The organism is Pseudorhizobium marinum (genome assembly GCF_000705355.1).
Taxonomy (GTDB): domain Bacteria; phylum Pseudomonadota; class Alphaproteobacteria; order Rhizobiales; family Rhizobiaceae; genus Neorhizobium; species Neorhizobium pelagicum.
Genome location: NZ_JMQK01000002.1, coordinates 347,867 through 368,125, shown reverse-complemented (window position 1 = coordinate 368,125; position 20,259 = coordinate 347,867). Strand labels below are relative to the sequence as shown.

The 20,259-nt window shown below is 61.8% G+C and carries 21 protein-coding genes; 19 read left to right on the top strand and 2 right to left on the bottom strand.

Going from position 1 to position 20,259, the window contains the following annotated elements; translation table 11 throughout:
• The first annotated feature begins 3 nt into the window (after nt 1–3).
• From EO99_RS0103915 to EO99_RS0103825, 19 genes are all read left to right on the top strand, one after another.
• Nucleotides 4–1,098 (top strand): flagellar hook-associated family protein, encoded by a 1,095-nt coding sequence (locus EO99_RS0103915; protein WP_029617336.1) that lies wholly within the window; start codon nt 4–6, stop codon nt 1,096–1,098.
• Nucleotides 1,099–1,134: 36 nt separating this feature from the next.
• Nucleotides 1,135–1,482, top strand: coding sequence for a flagellar biosynthesis regulator FlaF (gene flaF / locus EO99_RS0103910; RefSeq protein WP_029617335.1), 348 nt, complete (start codon nt 1,135–1,137; stop codon nt 1,480–1,482).
• Nucleotides 1,479–1,928 carry a flagellar biosynthesis repressor FlbT gene (gene flbT / locus EO99_RS0103905; RefSeq protein ID WP_029617334.1) on the top strand — a complete coding sequence of 150 codons (450 nt, stop codon included), beginning with the start codon at nt 1,479–1,481 and terminating at the stop codon, nt 1,926–1,928. The genes flaF and flbT overlap by 4 nt, the downstream gene beginning before the upstream one ends.
• Nucleotides 1,919–2,407: a flagellar hook assembly protein FlgD gene (gene flgD / locus EO99_RS0103900; protein ID WP_029617333.1), complete on the top strand. Its 489-nt coding sequence runs from the start codon at nt 1,919–1,921 to the stop codon at nt 2,405–2,407. The genes flbT and flgD overlap by 10 nt, the downstream gene beginning before the upstream one ends.
• A 39-nt stretch (nt 2,408–2,446) precedes the next feature.
• The gene (fliQ, locus tag EO99_RS0103895) at nt 2,447–2,713 is read left to right on the top strand and encodes a flagellar biosynthesis protein FliQ (RefSeq protein ID WP_029617332.1); all 267 of its coding nucleotides are present in this window, start codon (nt 2,447–2,449) and stop codon (nt 2,711–2,713) included.
• Nucleotides 2,714–2,815: 102 nt separating this feature from the next.
• Nucleotides 2,816–4,903: a flagellar biosynthesis protein FlhA gene (gene flhA / locus EO99_RS0103890; RefSeq protein WP_029617331.1), complete on the top strand. Its 2,088-nt coding sequence runs from the start codon at nt 2,816–2,818 to the stop codon at nt 4,901–4,903.
• A 26-nt stretch (nt 4,904–4,929) separates the two neighbouring features.
• Complete coding sequence (gene fliR, locus EO99_RS0103885) at nt 4,930–5,682, top strand: flagellar biosynthetic protein FliR (RefSeq protein WP_029617330.1); 753 nt, start codon at nt 4,930–4,932, stop codon at nt 5,680–5,682.
• Between the two features lie 7 nt (nt 5,683–5,689).
• Complete coding sequence (locus EO99_RS0103880) at nt 5,690–6,103, top strand: hypothetical protein (RefSeq protein WP_029617329.1); 414 nt, start codon at nt 5,690–5,692, stop codon at nt 6,101–6,103.
• 122 nt (nt 6,104–6,225) lie between these two features.
• Nucleotides 6,226–6,780, top strand: a complete 555-nt coding sequence (locus EO99_RS0103875) for a rod-binding protein (protein WP_029617328.1) — start codon at nt 6,226–6,228, stop codon at nt 6,778–6,780.
• Nucleotides 6,781–6,805: 25 nt separating this feature from the next.
• The gene (locus EO99_RS0103870) at nt 6,806–7,171 is read left to right on the top strand and encodes a hypothetical protein (protein ID WP_029617327.1); all 366 of its coding nucleotides are present in this window, start codon (nt 6,806–6,808) and stop codon (nt 7,169–7,171) included.
• Nucleotides 7,171–7,710 (top strand): hypothetical protein, encoded by a 540-nt coding sequence (locus EO99_RS0103865; protein WP_029617326.1) that lies wholly within the window; start codon nt 7,171–7,173, stop codon nt 7,708–7,710. Before EO99_RS0103870 ends, EO99_RS0103865 begins: the two co-directional genes overlap by 1 nt.
• 117 nt (nt 7,711–7,827) lie before the next feature.
• Nucleotides 7,828–8,511, top strand: coding sequence for a hypothetical protein (locus EO99_RS0103860; protein ID WP_029617325.1), 684 nt, complete (start codon nt 7,828–7,830; stop codon nt 8,509–8,511).
• Nucleotides 8,512–8,712: 201 nt separating this feature from the next.
• Nucleotides 8,713–9,612 (top strand): bifunctional methylenetetrahydrofolate dehydrogenase/methenyltetrahydrofolate cyclohydrolase FolD, encoded by a 900-nt coding sequence (gene folD, locus EO99_RS0103855; protein WP_037110965.1) that lies wholly within the window; start codon nt 8,713–8,715, stop codon nt 9,610–9,612.
• Between the two features lie 232 nt (nt 9,613–9,844).
• Nucleotides 9,845–11,206: an ABC transporter substrate-binding protein gene (locus EO99_RS0103850; RefSeq protein ID WP_029617323.1), complete on the top strand. Its 1,362-nt coding sequence runs from the start codon at nt 9,845–9,847 to the stop codon at nt 11,204–11,206.
• A gap of 114 nt (nt 11,207–11,320) precedes the next feature.
• Nucleotides 11,321–12,334, top strand: coding sequence for a carbohydrate ABC transporter permease (locus EO99_RS0103845; protein ID WP_029617322.1), 1,014 nt, complete (start codon nt 11,321–11,323; stop codon nt 12,332–12,334).
• A 1-nt stretch (nt 12,335) separates the two neighbouring features.
• On the top strand, nt 12,336–13,499 hold the full coding sequence (locus EO99_RS0103840) for a carbohydrate ABC transporter permease (protein ID WP_029617321.1): 1,164 nt from the start codon (nt 12,336–12,338) through the stop codon (nt 13,497–13,499).
• A gap of 27 nt (nt 13,500–13,526) precedes the next feature.
• Nucleotides 13,527–15,182 (top strand): beta-galactosidase BglA, encoded by a 1,656-nt coding sequence (gene bglA / locus EO99_RS0103835; protein ID WP_029617320.1) that lies wholly within the window; start codon nt 13,527–13,529, stop codon nt 15,180–15,182.
• Nucleotides 15,183–15,201: 19 nt separating this feature from the next.
• Nucleotides 15,202–16,290 carry an ABC transporter ATP-binding protein gene (locus EO99_RS0103830; protein WP_029617319.1) on the top strand — a complete coding sequence of 363 codons (1,089 nt, stop codon included), beginning with the start codon at nt 15,202–15,204 and terminating at the stop codon, nt 16,288–16,290.
• Nucleotides 16,291–16,467: 177 nt separating this feature from the next.
• Nucleotides 16,468–16,824, top strand: a complete 357-nt coding sequence (locus EO99_RS0103825; protein WP_051679693.1) for a hypothetical protein — start codon at nt 16,468–16,470, stop codon at nt 16,822–16,824.
• Between the two features lie 76 nt (nt 16,825–16,900).
• Here the strand turns inward: EO99_RS0103825 and EO99_RS0103820 are convergent, their stop codons facing one another.
• Together EO99_RS0103820 and edd are read right to left on the bottom strand one after the other, a co-directional pair.
• A complete protein-coding gene (locus tag EO99_RS0103820; protein WP_029617317.1) occupies nt 16,901–18,256 on the bottom strand; it encodes a metallophosphoesterase in 1,356 nt (451 codons plus the stop codon).
• Nucleotides 18,257–18,362: 106 nt separating this feature from the next.
• Nucleotides 18,363–20,183, bottom strand: a complete 1,821-nt coding sequence (gene edd / locus EO99_RS0103815; protein WP_029617316.1) for a phosphogluconate dehydratase — start codon at nt 20,181–20,183, stop codon at nt 18,363–18,365.
• Nucleotides 20,184–20,259 lie beyond the last annotated feature (76 nt).

Here is a 20,259-nt window from a genome sequence, read left to right as displayed (position 1 = left end):
CCGATGAAAACATCCTTCGTATCATCCCTCAGCCTCCAGACGACGATGCGCACCGCAGTCGCCAAGGCGCAGCAGGACATGGTGGCGGCCCAGCAGGAGGTCACCACGGGCCGTCATGCCGACGTCGGAGTGGCTCTCGGTGCAACCACCGCTCGCAGCCTCGACCTGACGCGGGACGTGCTGCGCATCAAGTCGATGCTCACGACGAACTCGCTGGCCACGCAACGGCTCGAGTCCTCCGAGGAAGCGCTGTCGAAAATGGCAGAGCTGGGCCAGAAGGTTCTGGATTCACTCGTTGGCATCGGCTCCAGTAGTGACGCGACCAATCTCGATGTTGCGCGTACGGCAATTCAGAACTCGCTCGATACGTTCTCGAACTTCGCCAATACATCCGTCAACGGCGAATACCTGTTCTCCGGCATTAACACCGACGTAAAACCTTTCGAAGATGTTGCCAAGGAAGGGTCTGCAGCAATTACCGCTTTTGGTGCGGAGCTGAACTTCTTCATGACGAACAATGGCATCGCGTCCAAGTCGGACATGACCAAGGCCGACATGGATGCCTTCCTGACGGAGATGGAGGCGAAGCTGGACGGAACATCGCTACTGACCGATCCGCCTCATGATCCAGCCGTGGCCGGACAGGACTTCTGGAGCACGTTTGTGTCCAGCGCCTCCGACGACAACATGAAGAGCCGGATCACGCAAAGCGAGATCGTCCAGACGTCGACGAATGCCAACAGCCAGGGCATGCGCAAGTTCGTGCTGACCTCCCTCGTCTCGATGGAGTTCCTGACCTCGGACATGTCGGACGTGGCAAAGGAGGAAGCGGTCAGCCGCTCCACCGGTTACATCGGCCAGGCCATGTCCGGGCTGACCGGTGAGCGTGCGACGCTCGGTCTGTCGGCCGAGCGTGTGAAGAAGGCGGACGAGACCCTCGACGCCCAGATGAACATCATTGAGGTCCATCTCAACGATCTCGAAGCCGTGGATGCTTACGAGGCTTCGACGAGAGTGAAGGGCCTCGAGGCGCTGGTCGAGACAGCCTACACGCTGACCGCCCGCCTGCAGCAGTTGAGCCTAGTCAACTTCCTTTGATGAAGAGGGAAGTCCGTGAAAATGAAGGATACATGAATGTACCAGTTTTCATATGCCGAGATCATGGAAGATGGCGTCGCTGACGCCAAGGACCGTGAACGGCAGGCGCTGGACCGATCGATAGAACTTTTGACGGCCGCGATGAATGCCGGCGATTACTCCCGTGCGACGATTGACGCCATCTACTACACGCGGCGCGTCTGGATCAGCTTCATCGAAGATCTCAAGCAGCCGGACAACGAGCTTGCGACCGAACTGCGCGCCAATCTTATCTCAATCGCCATCTGGATTTTGAAGGAGTGCGAGCGGATCAGAAAGCGGCAGTCCACCAACTACCAGGGCATCATCGACGTGACCACCATCATCAGGGATGGACTTAAATGAAAAGTACGCTGCGCATCTCATTGAAATCCGGCGAGCGAATCTTCATCAACGGCGCAGTGCTGCGCGTCGATCGCAAGGTGGCTTTGGAATTCCTCAACGACGTCACCTTCCTGTTGGAGAACCATGTCCTCCAGCCTGAAGACGCCAACACGCCGCTCCGCCAGCTCTATTTCATCGCCCAGATGATGCTGATCAATCCGGAAGGCAAGGACCAGTCCCTGGCACTCTTCCGCAAGTCGGTGAGCATGCTGCTCAACTGCTTCCAGAACGACGAGATTCTCGCCGAGCTGAAGCGGATCGACGGTCTGGTGGCATCCGGCAGGGCCTTCGACGCTCTGAAGGCGATCCGGGGGCTTTATCCCATCGAGGACCGGATCCTGAACAACCAGGAAATGACGCCGGCAACCATTGAACAAATCCGCAAGGAGATCGCTCCATGGCGGTAGATCCCGTAACAACGGCTGCGTCCAATCCCTGGGCCAATGCCGCTGCAACCTCTGCGGACGCCGACAAGGCGGGCCTCAACTACGACAGTTTCCTGCAGCTTCTCATCGCCCAGATGAAGAACCAGGATCCGACCGATCCGATGGACGCCGGCCAGCAGATGTCCCAGCTCGCGTCGTTCTCGCAGGTCGAGCAGACCATCCAGACCAACTCGCATCTGCGCAGCATGCTGCAGGCCGAAGCGCTGACGCGGGCCGGCGACCTTGTCGGCAAATACGTGCAGAGTGCCGATGATACGGTCATGGGCAAGATCAAGGAAGTCGAAGTCTACTCCGATGGCGTCATCGCCATTACCGATGCGGGCGACAAGGTCCTGCTGCAGGCGGGCGTGGTCATCTCGAACGAGACAATCGTGAAGACCCCGACCGACGAGACCACCGACGGCTCGACGGACGACTCCGCCGGCGGTACAACCGGCTAATCAACCAAGGCTCGAATGATTCGGGCTGGAGCAGGCGACATGAACGAAGCCGACGCCCTGGACATCATGCAGGCGGCGATCTGGACCATCCTCGTGGCATCAGGTCCCGCCGTGCTTACGGCCATGATCGTGGGCGTTGGTATCGCTCTTTTGCAGGCGTTGACGCAGGTGCAGGAGATGACCCTCACCTTCGTCCCCAAGATCGTCGCCATCATGGTGGCGCTCGGCGTGACGGCACCTTTCATCGGCGCCCAGATCAATCTCTTCGCGACGCTCGTCTTTTCGAGGGTGCAGTCAGGCTTCTAGCGGCTGTCCGCATTGCGCACATCCTCGCACAAGCTTCGCATTCTAAGCAGGTGGTGAACTGGCAGACTTGTCTGCCCCCTCTCATGAAGAGACGGATGCACCATGGCGCAACCACCCGCACTCGTAATTCCCAAAGTCGCACCTAACGGGCGGGATCTCGGCTTTGCCGCCGGCATCATTGCGATCCTCTGTGTCCTGTTTCTGCCGATACCGACCTTCCTCATCGACATGGGCTTGGCCTTCTCGATCGCCTTTTCGGTCCTGATCCTGATGGTCTCGCTCTGGATCCAGCGGCCGTTGGACTTCTCCTCCTTCCCGACCATTCTGCTGATCTCGACGATGGTCCGGCTGTCGCTCAACATCGCGACGACCCGCGTGATCCTTTCCAACGGCAACGAGGGCCACGATGCTGCCGGCGGCGTGATCGCCGGGTTTGCGAGCCTCGTGATGTCGGGCGACTTCGTCATCGGGGTGATCGTCTTCATGATCCTGGTGACGGTCAACTTCATCGTCATCACCAAGGGTGCCACCCGTATTGCGGAAGTCGGCGCCCGCTTCACCCTCGATGCCATCCCCGGCAAGCAGATGTCGATCGACGCGGATCTTTCCGCCGGCATGATCGATGAAAAGGAGGCGCAGCGCCGCCGCTCGGAACTGGAGCAGGAAAGTTCCTTCTTCGGCGCCATGGACGGTGCCTCCAAGTTCGTGCGTGGCGATGCCATCGCCGGCCTGATTATTACGGCGATCAACATCTTTGGCGGCATCATTATCGGCTACTTCCGCTATGGCATGGAAATCGGCGAAGCCGCAGACGTTTTCGTCAAGCTTTCCGTCGGCGACGGCATCGTGTCGCAGATTCCGGCCCTCATCGTTTCGCTGGCGGCCGGCCTTCTGGTTTCCCGCGGCGGGACCGCGGGATCGACCGACAAGGCCGTCCTCGACCAGTTGAGCGGCTATCCCCGCGCGCTCTTCATGTCGGCAGGCCTGATGGGCATGCTGGCACTGGTGCCGGGCCTTCCCCTGGTCCCGTTCGCGGCGCTGGGCGCCGTCATGGGCTTTGGTGCATGGATCATCCCGCGTCAGCTGGAAGCGGAAAACAAGGTGCGCCGCGAGGACGAGGAGAAGAAGGTCGTCCAGAACAAGGAAGCCGAGAAGGATTCCGTCAAGAGCGCGCTGCGCACCGCCGAGATCGAACTGGCGCTCGGCAAGCAGGTCTCCACCCGCCTCCTCGGTGCCCATCAGGAGCTTGCCTTCCGCGTCGGCAAGATGCGCAAGAAGTTCGCTTCGCAGTACGGCTTCGTGGTTCCGGAGATCAAGGTCACCGACGACATCATGATCCAGGAGAAGTCCTACCAGATCCGCGTCCACGGCACGACGATCGCATCCAACACGCTGCGTGTGGGCGACGTTCTGGTGGTGACCGGGGCCGGCCGCAAGCCGAGCATTCCGGGCGACGAGATCCGCGAACCGGCCTTCGGCATGCCGGCGGTCTCCATTCTCGAAACCTTCGCGGAAGATCTGAAGCGCGAGGGCTTCCACCCCATCGACAACGTTTCGGTGGTGCTGACCCATCTGTCCGAGGTGATTCGCAACAACCTGCCGCAGCTCCTGTCCTACAAGGACGTCAAGATCCTGATCGACCGTCTCGATCCGGAATACAAGAAGCTGGCGGACGAGATTTGCTCGTCGCACATGTCCTATTCCGGCCTGCAGGCCGTGCTCAAGCTTCTGCTCGCGGAACGCGTGTCGATCCGCAACCTCCACCTCATCCTGGAAGCCGTGGCCGAGCTTGCCCCGCATGTGCGCAAGACCGAGCAGATCGTCGAACACGTCCGCATCCGCATGTCGCAGCAGCTTTGCGGCGACCTTGCCGACAACGGCGTGCTTCGCGTGCTGCGCCTCGGCACCAAATGGGACATGATCTTCCACCAGGCGCTGAAGCGCGACGCCAAGGGTGAGGTCGTCGAGTTCGACATCGATCCGCGCAGCCTGGAAGAGTTCAGCGAGCAGGCGACGAAAGTTATCCGTGAATTCATGGACCGCGGACTACCCTTCGTCCTTGTAACCTCGCCCGAAACACGGTCCTATGTGCGGATGATCATCGAGCGGCTGTTCGCCACGCTTCCTGTCCTATCCCACGTGGAGCTTGCAAAGGGACTCGAGATCAAGATTTTGGGCGCCATCTCCTGATGACCGACCCGTAAGGGATCGTGCTGATGCTTCTCGACCCGCAAGGGACCATTCTTGCCTTGTTCCTGGCGTTCTGTCGCATGGGTGGCTGCATCATGGTGCTCCCCGGCTTCGGCAGCGCCCGGATTCCGACCAATGTCCGGCTGATCGTCGCAATCGCGGTCTCGATGGCCGTGCTCCCGCTGCTGTGGGACGTGATCTATCCCCGCGTTTCCTCGCCGGCGCCGATCTATATCGGCCTGATAGTCAGCGAGACCATGGTGGGCGTGGTCTACGGCCTGATCGCTCGGCTCTACACGCTCGGCATGCAGTACGCGGGCGCGATCCTGACGATGTCGATCGGCTTCACCGCGCCTGGCGGAATGGATGTTCTCGAGGATACCTCGGAAAACCAGCTCACGAACATGCTGAGCTTCAGCGCGTTGTTGATGCTGTTCATGCTCGATTTCCACCATGTGATCTTCCGCGCGCTGGTGGAATCCTACACGGCAACGCCCGTCGGCGGTGTCATCGATTCGCAGAAGATGCTGATCACCCTGACGGACACGCTGCGGGCGACCACCGATCTGATGCTGCGCCTGGCCAGCCCCTTCCTGATCTACGGACTGATGTTCAACGTCGCCATCGGCCTCATCAACAAGCTGGCGCCGCAGATCCCCGTCTTCTTCATTTCCACGCCGTTCCTGCTCGCGGGCGGGCTCTTCCTTCTCTATCTGTCGATCGCAGCATTCATCCGCCAGTTTGCGGATGGCTTTGCCACGGTCTTCCTGTCCTTCTGAGGTCGCCATGGCAGAGCAGAACCGTTCGAAGAAACTCAAGCGGCTGGTGACGGTCCAGCGGCATCTGGAGAAGATGGCGGAGAGCGAGCTGGCGGCAACGACGCGCCACCGGGAAGAGGTTGCGCAGTCGATGGAGGTGGTCATCGAGGCCATCGGCTCCATGGACCCTGTGCATCGCCAGTTCTCCCATAACTATGCCGAACGCTATGGCCGACTGAGGATCAAGGATCAGCAGCTGGAGAACGTGCAGCAGTTCCAGGAAAACAAGGTTCTGAAGGAGCGCACCAAGGGGGACCGCCTGGATGAACACATGAAGGATGCCCGAGATCTGGAAGACCGTGAGGCTTCCGATCAGGCTATATATGATCTTCTTGAAATAACGCTGGCCGCGCCAGCCTCCAGCAAGCTTCAGAAGCCATAGTCTCTTCCACGGTATGACCGGCGCCTGATGAAGGCGTTCCGGCATGCACCATAAATCGAAATGTCCTTGCGCTGCTGCAGCCTGCGGGCTGACGCGCAATAGTCATGGCGAAAGGAATTGACGTGGCGATCTCTCCTCCAAGCGACCTTGTCCTCGATGTCGTGCGCGCTGCGGATCCGACGGAAGTGCAGGCTGCGCAGGCGAAGCTGAAGGCGACACGGGCCGCCTATGCGGCCTCCAGCCTTGCCGAAGTCGGAGCCGGCTTTGGTGCGGCAATGGATATCCTGTCGACCCCTGCCTCCAAGGCCGGCCTCGGCAAAGCAGAGCCCAGCAAGCAGATGGCGGAAATGCCGGACGAGTATCGCCAGTTCGAGGCGAGCATCCTGCAGAATTTCATCGGTTCGATGCTGCCGAAGGATACGGAGGAAGTCTACGGCAAGGGCTCCGCCGGCGAATTCTGGAAGAGCATGATGGCTGAGCAGATCGCCGACAGCATGTCGAAGACCGGCGGCGTCGGCATTGCCGAGCAGATGTATTCGCAGGCGCTTGCCAGAAGCGAAGGCAGGGTCGTCAACGCGACCACGGATGAAAGTGATCGCGACCGCGCAATGAGAATGATCACGGATTTTGAACGTCAGGTCCTCGGCCTCTCGGCCGCCAAGGAAAGCGAAGCCTGACATGAGAGAAATTGGGGCAGGAAACATGGAAGTTGTATCCAACGATCATCGGATCAAGACCGTTCTCGGTCGGCTTGAAATGATCGTCGACAACGAAAACCAGAGGATCGGCAGCGACCCGCAGTTCGATCTCAAGGTATCGAACGCACACAAGAGCCGCTGCCTCTACGAACTGACGATGCTGTTCCGCAGCACCGACCCCAAGGAACTGGCGGTCGCTCACATCGACCAGATGCACGCACTGAAGCAGAAGCTTGCCGTGAACGCCCGCCGGGTCGAAGCGCATCTGCATGCGGTTCGTGCCGTGGCGGATCTGCTGAAGAACGCCGCGCGTGAAGCCGACGGCGACGGCACCTACACCCAGGAACAATTTCTCTACAGCGAGAACTGATGCTGAAGCTCCTTCTCACCGGCCTCTGGGTCTGCATCGTCACCCTGGCGGCGGTCTATTTCTCCGTGCAGATGTCGGCACCGCCGCCGCCTGTCGACGAAGAAGCTGCCAAGAAGGAAGCGTTCGAACTCGTCCGGGGAGAGGCTTTGACCATTCCGGTCATTTCCGAGGGCATGGTCACCGGCTATTTCCTCGGCCGCTTCTCCTTCATGATGGACAAGGAGAAGATCAAGGGTGTCGATCTGCCGTTGACGGAACTGACGACCGACGAGCTGTTCACCCTCCTCGTCGGCGACAAGATGATCGACCTTGGCAATCCCGGCGCTTTCGACCTGGAAACTTTCCGGACACGGATCAAGGATGACATGAATCACCATCTGGGCGAGGGGATGATCTCCGAGGTGCTGGTCGAACAACTTGACTTCATGTCGAAGGAAGACATCCGCACCAACGTCGCACGCGAAGGCAAGCGTCCCGTCGAGGCGACGAAGATCGTCGAAGGCGCCACTGTCGAAGAGCCTGCCCCGGCCGCTCACTAATTCTCCCAGAAACAGCAAATACAGGGATCGCTAAATCTTTAGCGGTCCCCTTGGGCCCCCGTTCACCGCCGTCTGCTAGGTCTCTGGCCGACCCATGGAAAGCGGTGGAGGCTGTGTATGCGTATCTTCTCGTTCATTCAATCGCGCGCTGACAGACACGCAGCGCAGGTGCCGGGCACTTCCGGTGCGGCGCGCACGGTGTTCGGGCTTTTGGTTCTCGACGCAGGCTGGTCGGAGATGCTTGCAAGGGCTGAGGCCGCACTTTCGCGGCGCGGGACGCGAACCGAGATCTCGTTTCTCGACGATGCTACGCTCGCCACGCTGTTGGTCGACTCGGAAAATCGCAGATGGCTGTCCCAGCAGGTTCTTCTGCCCTCGCGGCGTGGCCTCGCCGGTCTCTTCGCCATGTTGATCGGGCGCCGACCCGCCGTGGACTTTTCTTCCGACACCTTGGTGCCGGCACTTCTGACCTATGTGGAGCGGCCGCTGAACGTCCTGCTGATCGGCGAGAACGGTCAGGACGGGCAAAAACTGAAGGCCCGCCTCCAGGACCATGCACCGTGGCACCGGGTAGTGCCTGCAACCATCGATCGCCTCCAACCCACACCCGCCGTCGATCTGGTCGTCGTGACGAAGCCGCATCTTGACGTGACGGATCGTGTGCGGCTCTCGGCCGTTTCAGCCAGCCTGGTGATATTTGCAGGCAAGGGGCTTGAGCGGTTTGCGGAGACCAGCGCTCCCTCGGTTGGCAGGTCCAGCCTTTCCACGGCTGTCAGCGCGGCTCGTTCCAAAGCGGCCTGATCGGCCCCGTCCGTCCTGTGGAATCGGCAGCGTCGACTATACGATGATGCTCCGGCTGGCGAAGCAGACACCGTCTTCGGCATTTCGCGTGATTGTTGTCGCAACCGCCTTGCAATTGTTCGCAGTGCGAAGCTAAGGCTTGTGCCGGAACAGGTATCCAGGAGCCTTGGACCGGGCTTCATGTTGGACAGGGGACGGGGCGTGGCGCACATCATCGACGGAAAGCAGGCCGCGGCGTCGGTCATCGCAACGGTAACCGAGGCAACGCAGACACTGGAGCGGGAAGCGGGGATCAAGCCCGGCCTCGCCGTCGTCATCGTCGGTGATGATCCGGCAAGCCACGCCTACGTCAACTCCAAGAGCAAGATGGCCAAGCAGTGCGGCTTCAATTCCATTCAGCACAACCTGCCTGAGATGACGGCGCAGGAAGACCTGGAGCGGCTGGTCGCAGAACTCAACGCCGATCCTGCCATTCACGGCATCCTGGTCCAGCTGCCATTGCCGCGCCACCTTGCGTCCGAACCGGTCATCCAACTGATCGCACCCGAAAAGGACGTCGACGGGTTGAACGTCGTCAACGCAGGCAAGCTCGCGACCGGCGATCTCGCCAGCGGGCTCATCTCCTGCACGCCGGCCGGCGCACTGATCCTCATCAACAAGATCCACGGGCCGGATCTCTCCGGCCTGAACGCTGTCGTCATCGGGCGCTCGAACCTGTTCGGCAAGCCGATGGGGCTGCTGCTGCTCTCCGCCAATGCCACCGTCACCATGGCCCATTCGCGCAGCAAGGATCTCCCCGCCATCTGCCGTGGCGCCGATATTCTCGTTGCTGCAGTCGGGCGTCCTCACATGGTCAAGGCAGACTGGGTGAAACCGGGCGCAACGGTGATCGATGTCGGGATCAACAGGGTTCCGGCGCCCGAAAAGGGCGAGGGCAAGACGAAGATCACCGGCGACGTCGCCTACGACGAATGCGCCGAGGTTGCCGGATCGATCACGCCGGTTCCGGGCGGGGTCGGGCCGATGACCATCGCGATGCTGATGGCCAATACCGTCGTCGCGGCGCATCGTGCTGCCGGCCGCCCGCTCCCCAAATTCTAGGTCTGCGCGGATGCCATTCCGTGGTGGGGCCGCTCTGCGGGCGGCCTGAACACCCTTGGAATGAAGGCGCCCCGGTGTGCCCCTGCAGGTCGACCGGTGCCAGCTCTGGCACGCGTGCGGGGGGCTTGACTCCATAGAGTAGAAGAACACATCACTATGACCAAGAAAACGGAGACGACCGCGGCAGCGCGGTCATCGCAAGACGGTATTGGATACCAGGGAGGGTATTGGCATGAGGAAGACCTTTTGGATGGGCGTTGCAGTTGCGGCTCTTGTCGCCGGCAGCGCCGGCGCGCAGGAACTGAAATTTGCCCCGGGGGAGGATTCCCGCTTCAACTGGCAGAGCTTCGAGGACTTCAAGTCGTCCCATGGCGATCTGCAGGGCCAGAGCCTGACGCTGTTCGGCCCCTGGCGCGGTGACGACGAAATCCTCTTCAACAGCGTGCTTGCCTATTTCCGCGAAGCGACCGGCGTCGATGCCCGTTACTCCTCTTCGGAAAACTACGAGCAGCAGATCGTCATCGACACCCAGGCTGGCTCGCCGCCCGATATCGCGATCCTGCCGCAGCCTGGCCTTCTGGCCGATCTGGCCGACAAGGGCTTCCTGACTCCGCTGGGCGATGAAACGGCAAACTGGGTAAAGGAAAACTACGGCGCGGGTGAAAGCTGGGTCGGCTATGGCACCTACGAAGGCCCGGAAGGCGAAGAACATTTCTATGCCTTCCCCTACAAGGCCGACGTCAAGTCGCTGGTCTGGTACGTGCCGGAAAACTTCGAGGAAGCGGGTTACGAAATCCCCGAGACGATGGAAGACCTGATCGCGCTCAGCGACCAGATCGTCGAGGACGGCGGCGTGCCTTGGTGCATCGGCCTTGGCTCGGGCGGCGCAACCGGCTGGCCCGCAACCGACTGGGTCGAGGACATGATGCTGCGCACGCAGCCGGCGGAAACCTACGACAAGTGGGTGAGCAATGAGATCAAGTTCAATGATCCTGCCGTCGTTGGCGCCATCAAGGAATTCGGCAAGTTCGCCAAGAACGAGGAATACGTCAGCGGCGGCGTCGCCGCCGTCGCCTCCACCGACTTCCGGGACAGCCCGAAGGGCCTCTTCGACATCCCGCCGAAGTGCTACCTGCACCATCAGGCGTCCTTTGTTCCATCCTTCTTCCCCGAAGGAACCGAGCTCGGCACGGATGCGGACTTCTTCTACATGCCGACCTATGCGTCCAAGGCCGACCTTGGGACGCCCGTGCTCGGTGCGGGAACGCTGGTGTCCATCACGAGGGATACGCCCGCGGCCCAGGCGTTCATCGAGTTCCTGAAGACACCGATCGCCCACGAGGTCTGGATGGCGCAGGCCGCATTCCTGACGCCCTACAAGGGGGTCAATGTCGAGGCCTATGCCAATGATCCGCTGCGGAAGCAGGGAGACATCCTCACGTCGGCGACCACGTTCCGCTTCGATGCCTCCGACCTGATGCCCGGCAAGATCGGCGCCGGTGCCTTCTGGACCGGCATGGTCGACTATGTCGGCGGCAAGGATGCCGAGACGGTCGCGACGGAGATCCAGCAGGCATGGGACGGCCTGAACTGATGCAAACAATCAAGGACCGCGCCTGCACAGCAGGCGGGGTCCTTGTGGCATGCCTGCCGCTGACGGCGGTAGGATAGGCACGAGGCAGGGCTTGCTCGGGGTGGGGAGGTAAGGATGGCATCGCAGATCATATCGGCCGTCGGGGTGATGGTCGTCGGCGTCTTCGCCTGCGCTCTCTATTACTGGCTGTCCGACAAGATCCTCCAGGTCGTCCTGCCCACGCCATCCGGCGACGTCCAGCTGGCCTCGCGAAACCTCAATCGCCGCGCCGTCATCCGCCCCTGGCTTTTTCTGGGCCCGGCCCTGCTGCTGCTCGGCGTCTACCTCGTCTATCCGGTGGTGGCCACCGTCATACTCTCCTTCTACGGACGTTCAGGCGACGTTTTCGTCGGCCTCGCCAACTACCGCTGGGCGATATCGGATGCCGGCTTCCGGCAATCGATCTTCAACAATTTCCTCTGGCTCCTGGTCGTGCCAGCCGCCTGCACCTTCCTGGGCCTTGTCATCGCCGTGCTGACGGATCGCATCTGGTGGGGCAATATCGCCAAGAGCCTCGTCTTCATGCCGATGGCCATTTCCTTCGTCGGCGCATCGGTCATCTGGAAGTTCATCTACGAGTACCGCGGCGCAGGCGAGACGCAGATCGGCCTGCTCAACGCGATCGTGACCTTCTTCGGCGGCGACCCGCAGGTCTGGATCGCCTTGCCCTTCTGGAACAACTTCTTCCTGATGGCGATCCTGGTCTGGATCCAGACCGGCTTTGCCATGGTCATCCTCTCTGCGGCGCTCCGCGGCATTCCCGAGGAGACGATCGAGGCGGCGGTCATCGATGGCGCCAGCGGCTGGCAGATCTTCTGGAAAATCATGGTGCCGCAGATCTGGAGCACCATTGCCGTCGTGTGGACGACCATCACCATCCTCGTGCTCAAGGTCTTCGACATTGTCCTGACCATGACCAACGGCCAGTGGGACACCATGGTGCTCGCCAACCTGATGTTCGACTGGATGTTCCGCGGCGGCGGTGACAGCGGCCGAAGCGCCGTCATCGCCCTCGTCATCATGGCGGCGGTGACGCCGATCATGGTCTGGAACATCCGCCAGGCGAACCGCGAATCCGAGGGCCACTGAGATGACCGCACTGGCAACGCGCATCCGCCGCATCGGGCTTCCCCGTCTGGCCGTCCATCTGTCGGTGCTGCTGATCGTCATCATCTGGCTGATCCCGACACTCGGCATCCTGGTTACCTCCGTCCGCGACCGCGACCAGATCACCACATCTGGCTGGTGGACCGCCTTCAGCAGTTCGGTTCAGACATCTGCCGCACGCCTCGGCGACCCCTCGGAGCAGCGGCAGGAGGGCGCCGCTTACGTCATTACCGGCAATGTCTTCGAGGAAGGTGCTGCAGGAACCGTCCGCGCCTTCGGTGTTCGCGTTCAGGAGCCGGCGGCCTTCGAAGCGGGCGAGGCCGCCGAGATCGGCGATGGCGAGACGCTGACGGTGAACGAGGACGGCTCCTATGTTCACGCCAGCACAGCCCCCTTCGAGGGCAGCCGCGGCCAGCGCGTCTATCTGAGCGTCGCGAGCGCTCCCGAGTTCACCCTCGAGAACTATGAAAGGGTGATCGCCGCCGAAGGGCTGGGGCAGTCCTTCATCAATTCTCTGACGGTGACGATCCCGGCGACGATAATCCCGATCCTGATTGCGGCCTTTGCGGCCTACGCCCTCTCGTGGATGCAGTTCCCGGGCCGGGCGCTGATCCTGGCGACCATCATCGGCCTGATCGTCGTGCCCCTGCAGATGTCGCTCATCCCGCTGCTGCGGCTCTACAACGAGATCAGCATCCTGTTCGGCGTGCCCTCCAAGACCTATGCCGGCATCTGGCTGGCACACACCGCCTTCGGCATGCCGCTGGCGATCTATCTGCTGCGCAACTACATTGCCGGCCTGCCCAAGGAGATCATCGAATCGGCCCGGGTCGATGGCGCCAGCGATTTCGAGATCTTCATGAAGATCGTCCTGCCGCTGTCGTTCCCGGCGCTTGCCTCCTTCGCCATCTTCCAGTTCCTCTGGGTCTGGAACGATCTCCTGATCGCCATCGTATTCCTCGGCACCGGGCGAGACCAGCTGGTCCTGACCGGCAGCCTGAATGCGCTGCTCGGATCGCGCGGGGGCAACTGGGAAATCCTGACGGCCTCCGCCTTCATCACCATCATTATTCCGCTTCTGGTATTTTTCGGCCTTCAGCGATATCTGGTCCGCGGCCTGCTGGCAGGTTCGGTCAAGGGCGGCTGAGCATTTTTGATGACGACAGGATTTTAGATGACCATTCACACTGCAACGACGGCGACACCCGACAAGGACTGGTGGCGCGGCGCTGTCATTTATCAGATCTACCCCCGATCCTTCCAGGACTCCAACGGCGACGGCATCGGCGACCTGAAGGGCATCACGGCGCGCCTGCCGCATGTGGCGGCACTCGGAGCCGATGCGATCTGGATCTCTCCCTTCTTCCCGTCGCCGATGAAGGATTTCGGCTACGACGTCTCCAATTACACGGAAGTGGATCCGATGTTCGGGACGCTCTCGGACTTCGACGGGCTCATCCACGAGGCACACCGGCTCGGCCTCAAGGTGATGATCGACCTCGTGATGTCGCACAGTTCGGACCAGCACGCCTGGTTCATCGAGAGCCGGTCGAGCCGCGTCAATCCCAAGGCCGACTGGTATGTCTGGTCGGATGCAAAGCCGGACGGCACGCCGCCGAACAACTGGATGTCGATCTTCGGCGGCTCGGCCTGGCACTGGGACCCGACGCGCATGCAGTACTACATGCACAACTTCCTGACCTCGCAGCCGGATCTCAACCTGCACAATCCCGAGGTCCAGGACGCGCTGCTGGACATGACGCGCTTCTGGCTGAAGCGGGGCGTCGACGGCTTCCGGCTCGATACCATCAACTTCTACTTCCACGACCGGGACCTGCGCGACAACCCGGCGCTTGAGCCGTCGCGCCGCAACGCCTCGACGGCGCCGGCGGTCAATCCCTACAATTTCCAGGAGCACATCTACGACAAGAACCGGCCGGAAAACATCGACTTCCTGAAGCGCTTCCGCGCCGTGCTGGACGAGTTTCCGGCGATCGCCGCGGTGGGCGAGGTGGGCGACAGCCAGCGCGGCCTGGAGATCGTCGGCGAATACACCTCCGGCGGCGACAAGATGCACATGTGCTACGCCTTCGAATTCCTTGCCCCCGACGCGCTGACGCCGTCGCGTGTCTCGGAAGTTCAGACGGCGTTCTCCGCTGCGGCATCGGAAGGCTGGGCCTGCTGGGCATTCTCCAACCACGACGTCGTGCGCCATGCCAGCCGCTGGGGCATGGAGGTTCTGGATCGCGACGCCTATGTCCGGATGCTGGCCGCAATTCTGATGACCCAGAGAGGGTCGATCTGCATCTATCAGGGAGAGGAACTGGGACTGACGGAGGCCGACATCGCCTATGCCGATCTGCAGGATCCCTACGGCATCCAGTTCTGGCCGGAGTTCAAGGGCCGCGATGGCTGCCGCACGCCCATGGTCTGGGATGCGCAGGCACTGCAGGCGGGCTTTTCCACAGCGGAAAAGACCTGGCTGCCGATCCCGGTGGAGCACCAACTGAAAGCCGTCAGCGCCCAATACGGCGATCCGGAGTCCGTGCTCGAGCAGTATCGGCGTTTCCTGGCGTTCCGCAAACAGCATCCGGCGCTGGCGAGAGGTGATATGGTGTTTCTCCCGGCGGACGCTCCGCTTCTCCAGTACGAGCGCCGCAATGGCAACGAGATCGTCCTGTGCATGTTCAACATGAGCCCGGAGGCGATGGTCGTTGAACCGCCGGCGGGCGACTGGGAAGCGCTCGGAGGACATGGGTTCGAAAGCAGCGTTGAAGACAACCGCATCAACTTGCCGGCCTGGGGGGCGTTTTTCGCCCGTCGCGCCTGAAGCAATAAGGGGGGACACCATGGCAAGCGTCGTACTGAAGGACATCCGCAAGGCCTACGGCCAGGTCAAGGTGATCCATGGGATCGACCTGGAGATCAAGCAGGGAGAGTTCGTTGTCTTCGTCGGTCCGTCCGGCTGCGGAAAGTCGACGCTTCTGCGCATGATCGCGGGCCTTGAGACGATCACCGGCGGCGAGATGTCGATCGACGGCCGGGTCGTCAACGAGGTGCCGCCTTCCAAGCGTGGCATCGCCATGGTCTTCCAGTCCTATGCGCTCTACCCGCACATGACCGTCTACGATAACATGGCCTTCGGCATGCGGATCGCCAAGGAAAGCAAGACGGAGATCGACCGGCGCGTGCGGGCGGCGGCGGAAATCCTGCAGCTCACGCCCTATCTCGACCGACTGCCGAAGGCTCTGTCCGGCGGCCAGCGCCAGCGTGTTGCCATCGGGCGGGCGATCTGCCGCGACCCCAAGGTCTTCCTCTTCGACGAGCCGCTCTCCAACCTCGACGCCGCGCTCCGCGTCGCCACCCGCATCGAGATCGCCAAGCTCAGCGAGTCGATGCCGGACACCACGATGATCTACGTCACGCATGACCAGGTGGAGGCGATGACCCTGGCCGACCGCATCGTCGTCCTGTCCGCCGGCAGGATCGAACAGGTGGGACCACCGCTGGAGCTCTACGAGCGGCCGCAGAACCTCTTTGTTGCCCGCTTCATCGGCTCGCCGGCGATGAACATCATCCCGGTCACGATCACTGAGACGGGAGAGGCGACGACAGTCTCGCTTGCGGATGGCAAGTCCGTCCGGGTCCCGCTCGCCACCGCGGCCTCGGAGGCAGGCAAGCAGGCAAGTTTCGGCGTGAGACCCGAGGATCTGACCGTCACAACCGAGGGCGAATTCCTGTTTGAAGGCAAGATTGCCATCGCCGAAGCCCTCGGGGAAGTCACGCTTCTCTACCTGGAGGGGATCGGCGATCAGGAGCCGGTCATTGCCAAGATGCCGGGCATTTTCAAGGCCAGAAAGGGTGACGTCGTCCGCCTGTCGGCGCCTCTGGAGAAGCTCCATCTCTTTGATTCGGAAGGAAAAACATATCGGCGCTGAACGTTCAGGAATGATTAGGCATAAAATCTGAGAGATTCACAGATTTGTGCCGAAATGGGAGCGGATCATCCTCTGTTAAACTTCGGCTTGTACCCTTTCTACATTTTAAAAGGGAGACAGGGCGTGAGTGTCCAGAGCCGCGGCAAAAATCATTTTCTGAACAAGGAAGAGTCCTTCATGTACGACCGCGAAACGCGGTATCGCATGGAAGACACGATGAATGCGGCGCGCATCGAGTACACCGAAAAAGGCGTGCTCAACATGGCCGCCCGCCGTTGCGACGTCGTACGAATCTCGATGAGCGGTGCCGTCCTCAGCCTCCTGACCCAGTACAAGCTGCCCGAGCAGTTCTACCTGGACATTCCCGACGCCCGCATTTCCAAGGTCGGCTGCCTGCTGATGCGCACCTACGCCAACAACACGGTCGAGGTCCGCTTCCTGAGCCTTCTGACGCAGAAGGAGCTCGACCGCATCTTCGTGTTCAGCACACACCCGGCGCATCGCGATCGCGTGCTCGACATCCGCTCCTGGTAGTGGACCGTGTCATGGGACAGGGCCGGCGGAACGCGCCGCCCTGTCTCACGGGTGGTTGTCATCAGCTTGTTGATCCTCAGACGCCGTTCAGCGCCTCGAGCACCAGTGATTTCAGCTGCAGATCTGCAACCTCGGAGAAGGCGAGATCCTCGCGGCCGAAATAGGCCTTGCGGTTGATCGCGGACCAGTCGTTGCAGGCAATGACATAGCGCTCTTTTTCAGGCGGCTGCGCCGGAGCGGCATAGAGGAAATCGCCGGTGCGTGCGGAAAGGGGTGTGTCCCCATCCTGATTGCAGCGGGCCATGATGGCAGACAGCGTCGCGGCATCCACTTCCGCCTTCATGATCTTGCCTTCGAACCGCAGCGCGGCATTGTAGTCGAACCGCCGGATATCCCCCTGCGGCAGTCCGGTGCCAAACGACGTATGGCCGATAAAGCCGATATCCGCGCCTGTTGACGCGGCAATTGCAGCCGCAGCGAAACGCGCGGTCTCGCCCAGCGTCATGGAGTGCGTCGTCTGGGCCACCACATTGCCGTCTTCCGCCGTCAGATGCGTCTCCATGAGGCTGGAGATCATCGCTTCGAGAGCAGGGGAGGCAGGTGCATCGCGGTCCACTGTGATCCGCTCAAGGTCTGCAGCTTTGCCGGGCGCACTGATCGTCGCCACCGTCAGAAGCGACGCCCAGGAGCCGGTGTGAACATAGCGGGTGTTGCCGGCCTCGTGGACAAGCGTCAGATGATCATGGCCGCCGATCATCAGGGTGCCATCCGGCACCACCGGCAGAATATCGCGATCGGCGACCACGCCGGCGTGGCTGAGCACGATGTTGATGGCATCTCCCGTCAGCATGCCTGGAAGGTTGGCTTTCGCCCACTCCACCGGCTGCGGCACGTCGATCATCTCGCGCGTCGCCTTGGGATAGGTATTGACCGCGGTCGTTGCCAAAGCGGCAATATTGATGGTCATTCCACCGGCGGAAAGGCTTGCCGACGCCTCTGCATAAGGCTTGCCCGTCCGCGTGTCGTTGATGTTGGTGAGCACGGTGACCCCAAGGCCACGGGCTTTCTCGACGACACGCGCGAGGTCATTCTCGAAATCAGGTTCGTGATTGCCGATGTTCAAGACGGTGGGCGCAAGTTTCGCCAAGGCGTCGAGAAACGCCCAGTCTGCCTCGCCTCCGGAGCGTGCCGCCACGACATTGCCAGCCTCGAACAGGTCGCCATTGATCAGGATGACCTGCGGGCGCTGTGCTGCGGCGACCCGCGTCTCGATCAGATGGAGCATCTGTGCCATCCGCTCATAGGCGGAGTGGAGGTCGGAGAGGATGATGAAATCGACACCATCATCGGCGGCCTTCACGAGGCCCGCTGTCAATGGAAGCAATGCGGTCGAGGAAATCAGAGCGAGAAGAGAGCGGCGATTGAGCTGCATGGAATGGCACCCCTTGAGGAAATAGCTGCGAGTAGCAGGAGCGCACTACATTACTGTGACGCCTTCGCTCCGCTCTCGCACCCTGCCGCAAGGGATGCGCCAATGGCTAGGAGAAGAACACGCTCCCACCCTGATCTGCGGGCCCTGCATTCCGGCGGAACGGTGCGAAAAGCTCGCGCCCCATGCCGAATTCATTGGCCTCCAGATCGGCTTCGGCGAGCGGACGCGTGGCAAATTCCGCAGCATCCACGAGCACTTCGAGCGTGCCCTTGACCGCGTCGAGGCGGATCATGTCGCCGTCCCTGATCCGGGCGATCGCACCGCCATCGCAGGCTTCCGGCGTGACGTGAATGGCGGCCGGCACCTTGCCTGATGCACCCGACATGCGTCCATCGGTCAGAAGCGCGACCTTGTAGCCGCGATCCTGCAGCACGCCGAGCGGCGGCGTCAGCCGGTGCAGTTCCGGCATGCCGTTGGCCTTCGGTCCCTGGAAGCGGACCACCGCCACGAAGTCGCGGTTGAGGCGACCGTCCTTGAACGCATCCTGCAGGGCCTGCTGGTCCTGGAAGACCATAGCGGGGGCCTCGACGATATGCCGCTCCGGCTTGACGGCCGAGATCTTGATGACGGCCTTGCCGATATTGCCGGTCAGCATCTTCAGGCCGCCGTTCGACTGGAAGGGGGCCTCCATCCGCGCCAATACCTTCGGGTCGCCGCTCTCGTCGGGAATCGGCTGGCGGGCCACCGTGCCGTTCTCGCCGAGCTTCGCCTCGATCGTATAGGCCTCCAGCCCATGGCCGAAGACGGTGCGGACGTCGTCATGCAGCAGTCCGCCCTTCAGGAGCTGCTTGATCAGGAAGCCCATGCCGCCGGCGGCATGGAAATGGTTCACATCGGCGAGCCCGTTCGGATAGACGCGGGCCAGCAGCGGCACGACGTCGGAGAGCTCGGAAATGTCCTGCCATGTAAGGTGGATGCCCGCCGCCCGCGCCATGGCGACGAGGTGGAGCGTGTGGTTGGTGGAGCCGCCGGTCGCATGCAGGCCGACGACGCCGTTGACGATCGAGCGCTCGTCGATCATCTCGCCAGCCGGCGTGAATTCATTGCCAAGCGCGGTGATGGCCAGCGCCCGCTTGGTTGCCTCCTTGGTCAGCGCGTCGCGCAGCGGCGTGCCTGGATTGATGAAGGACGCACCGGGCAGGTGAAAGCCCATGATCTCCATCAGCATCTGGTTGGAATTGGCCGTGCCGTAGAAGGTGCAGGTGCCGGGGCCGTGATAGGACTTCGATTCGGCTTCCAGCAATTCGTCCCGCCCGACCTTGCCTTCGGCATAGAGCTGGCGGATGCGCGACTTCTCGTCGTTGGGCAGCCCCGTCGTCATCGGACCGGCCGGAATGAAGATGGCGGGCAGGTGCCCGAAGGTCATCGCGGCAATCATCAGGCCGGGCACGATCTTGTCGCAGACACCGAGATAGACGGCGGCATCGAACATGTTGTGCGACAGGCCGATGCCCGCCGCCATCGCGATCGCGTCGCGTGAAAACAGCGAGAGCTCCATCCCCGGCTGCCCCTGGGTGACCCCGTCGCACATGGCCGGAACGCCGCCGGCCACCTGCGCAATGCCGCCGGCTTCCCGCGCCGCGTCACGGATGATCTGCGGATAGGTCTCGAACGGCTGATGCGCCGACAGCATGTCGTTATAGGCTGTGATGATGCCGATGTTCGGGGTGACGTCTCCGGCAAGGCCTGCCTTGTCGGAGGGGGAACAGGCGGCAAAGCCGTGGGCGAGGTTGCCGCAGGACAGCACCGAGCGGTGCGGCCCGCGCGAAATCGCGCCGCGAACGCGGGCGAGATAGGCCTCGCGATGCGGCCTGGAACGCTCGACGATGCGGGCTGTGATTGCTTCGATGCTGGCGTGCGCAGCCATGGCCATGTCCTTCGGTTCGGGAGCAAGCCGGCTGGGAGCGGCAGATGCCGCCCGGATTGCTCCGGATGAATACTTC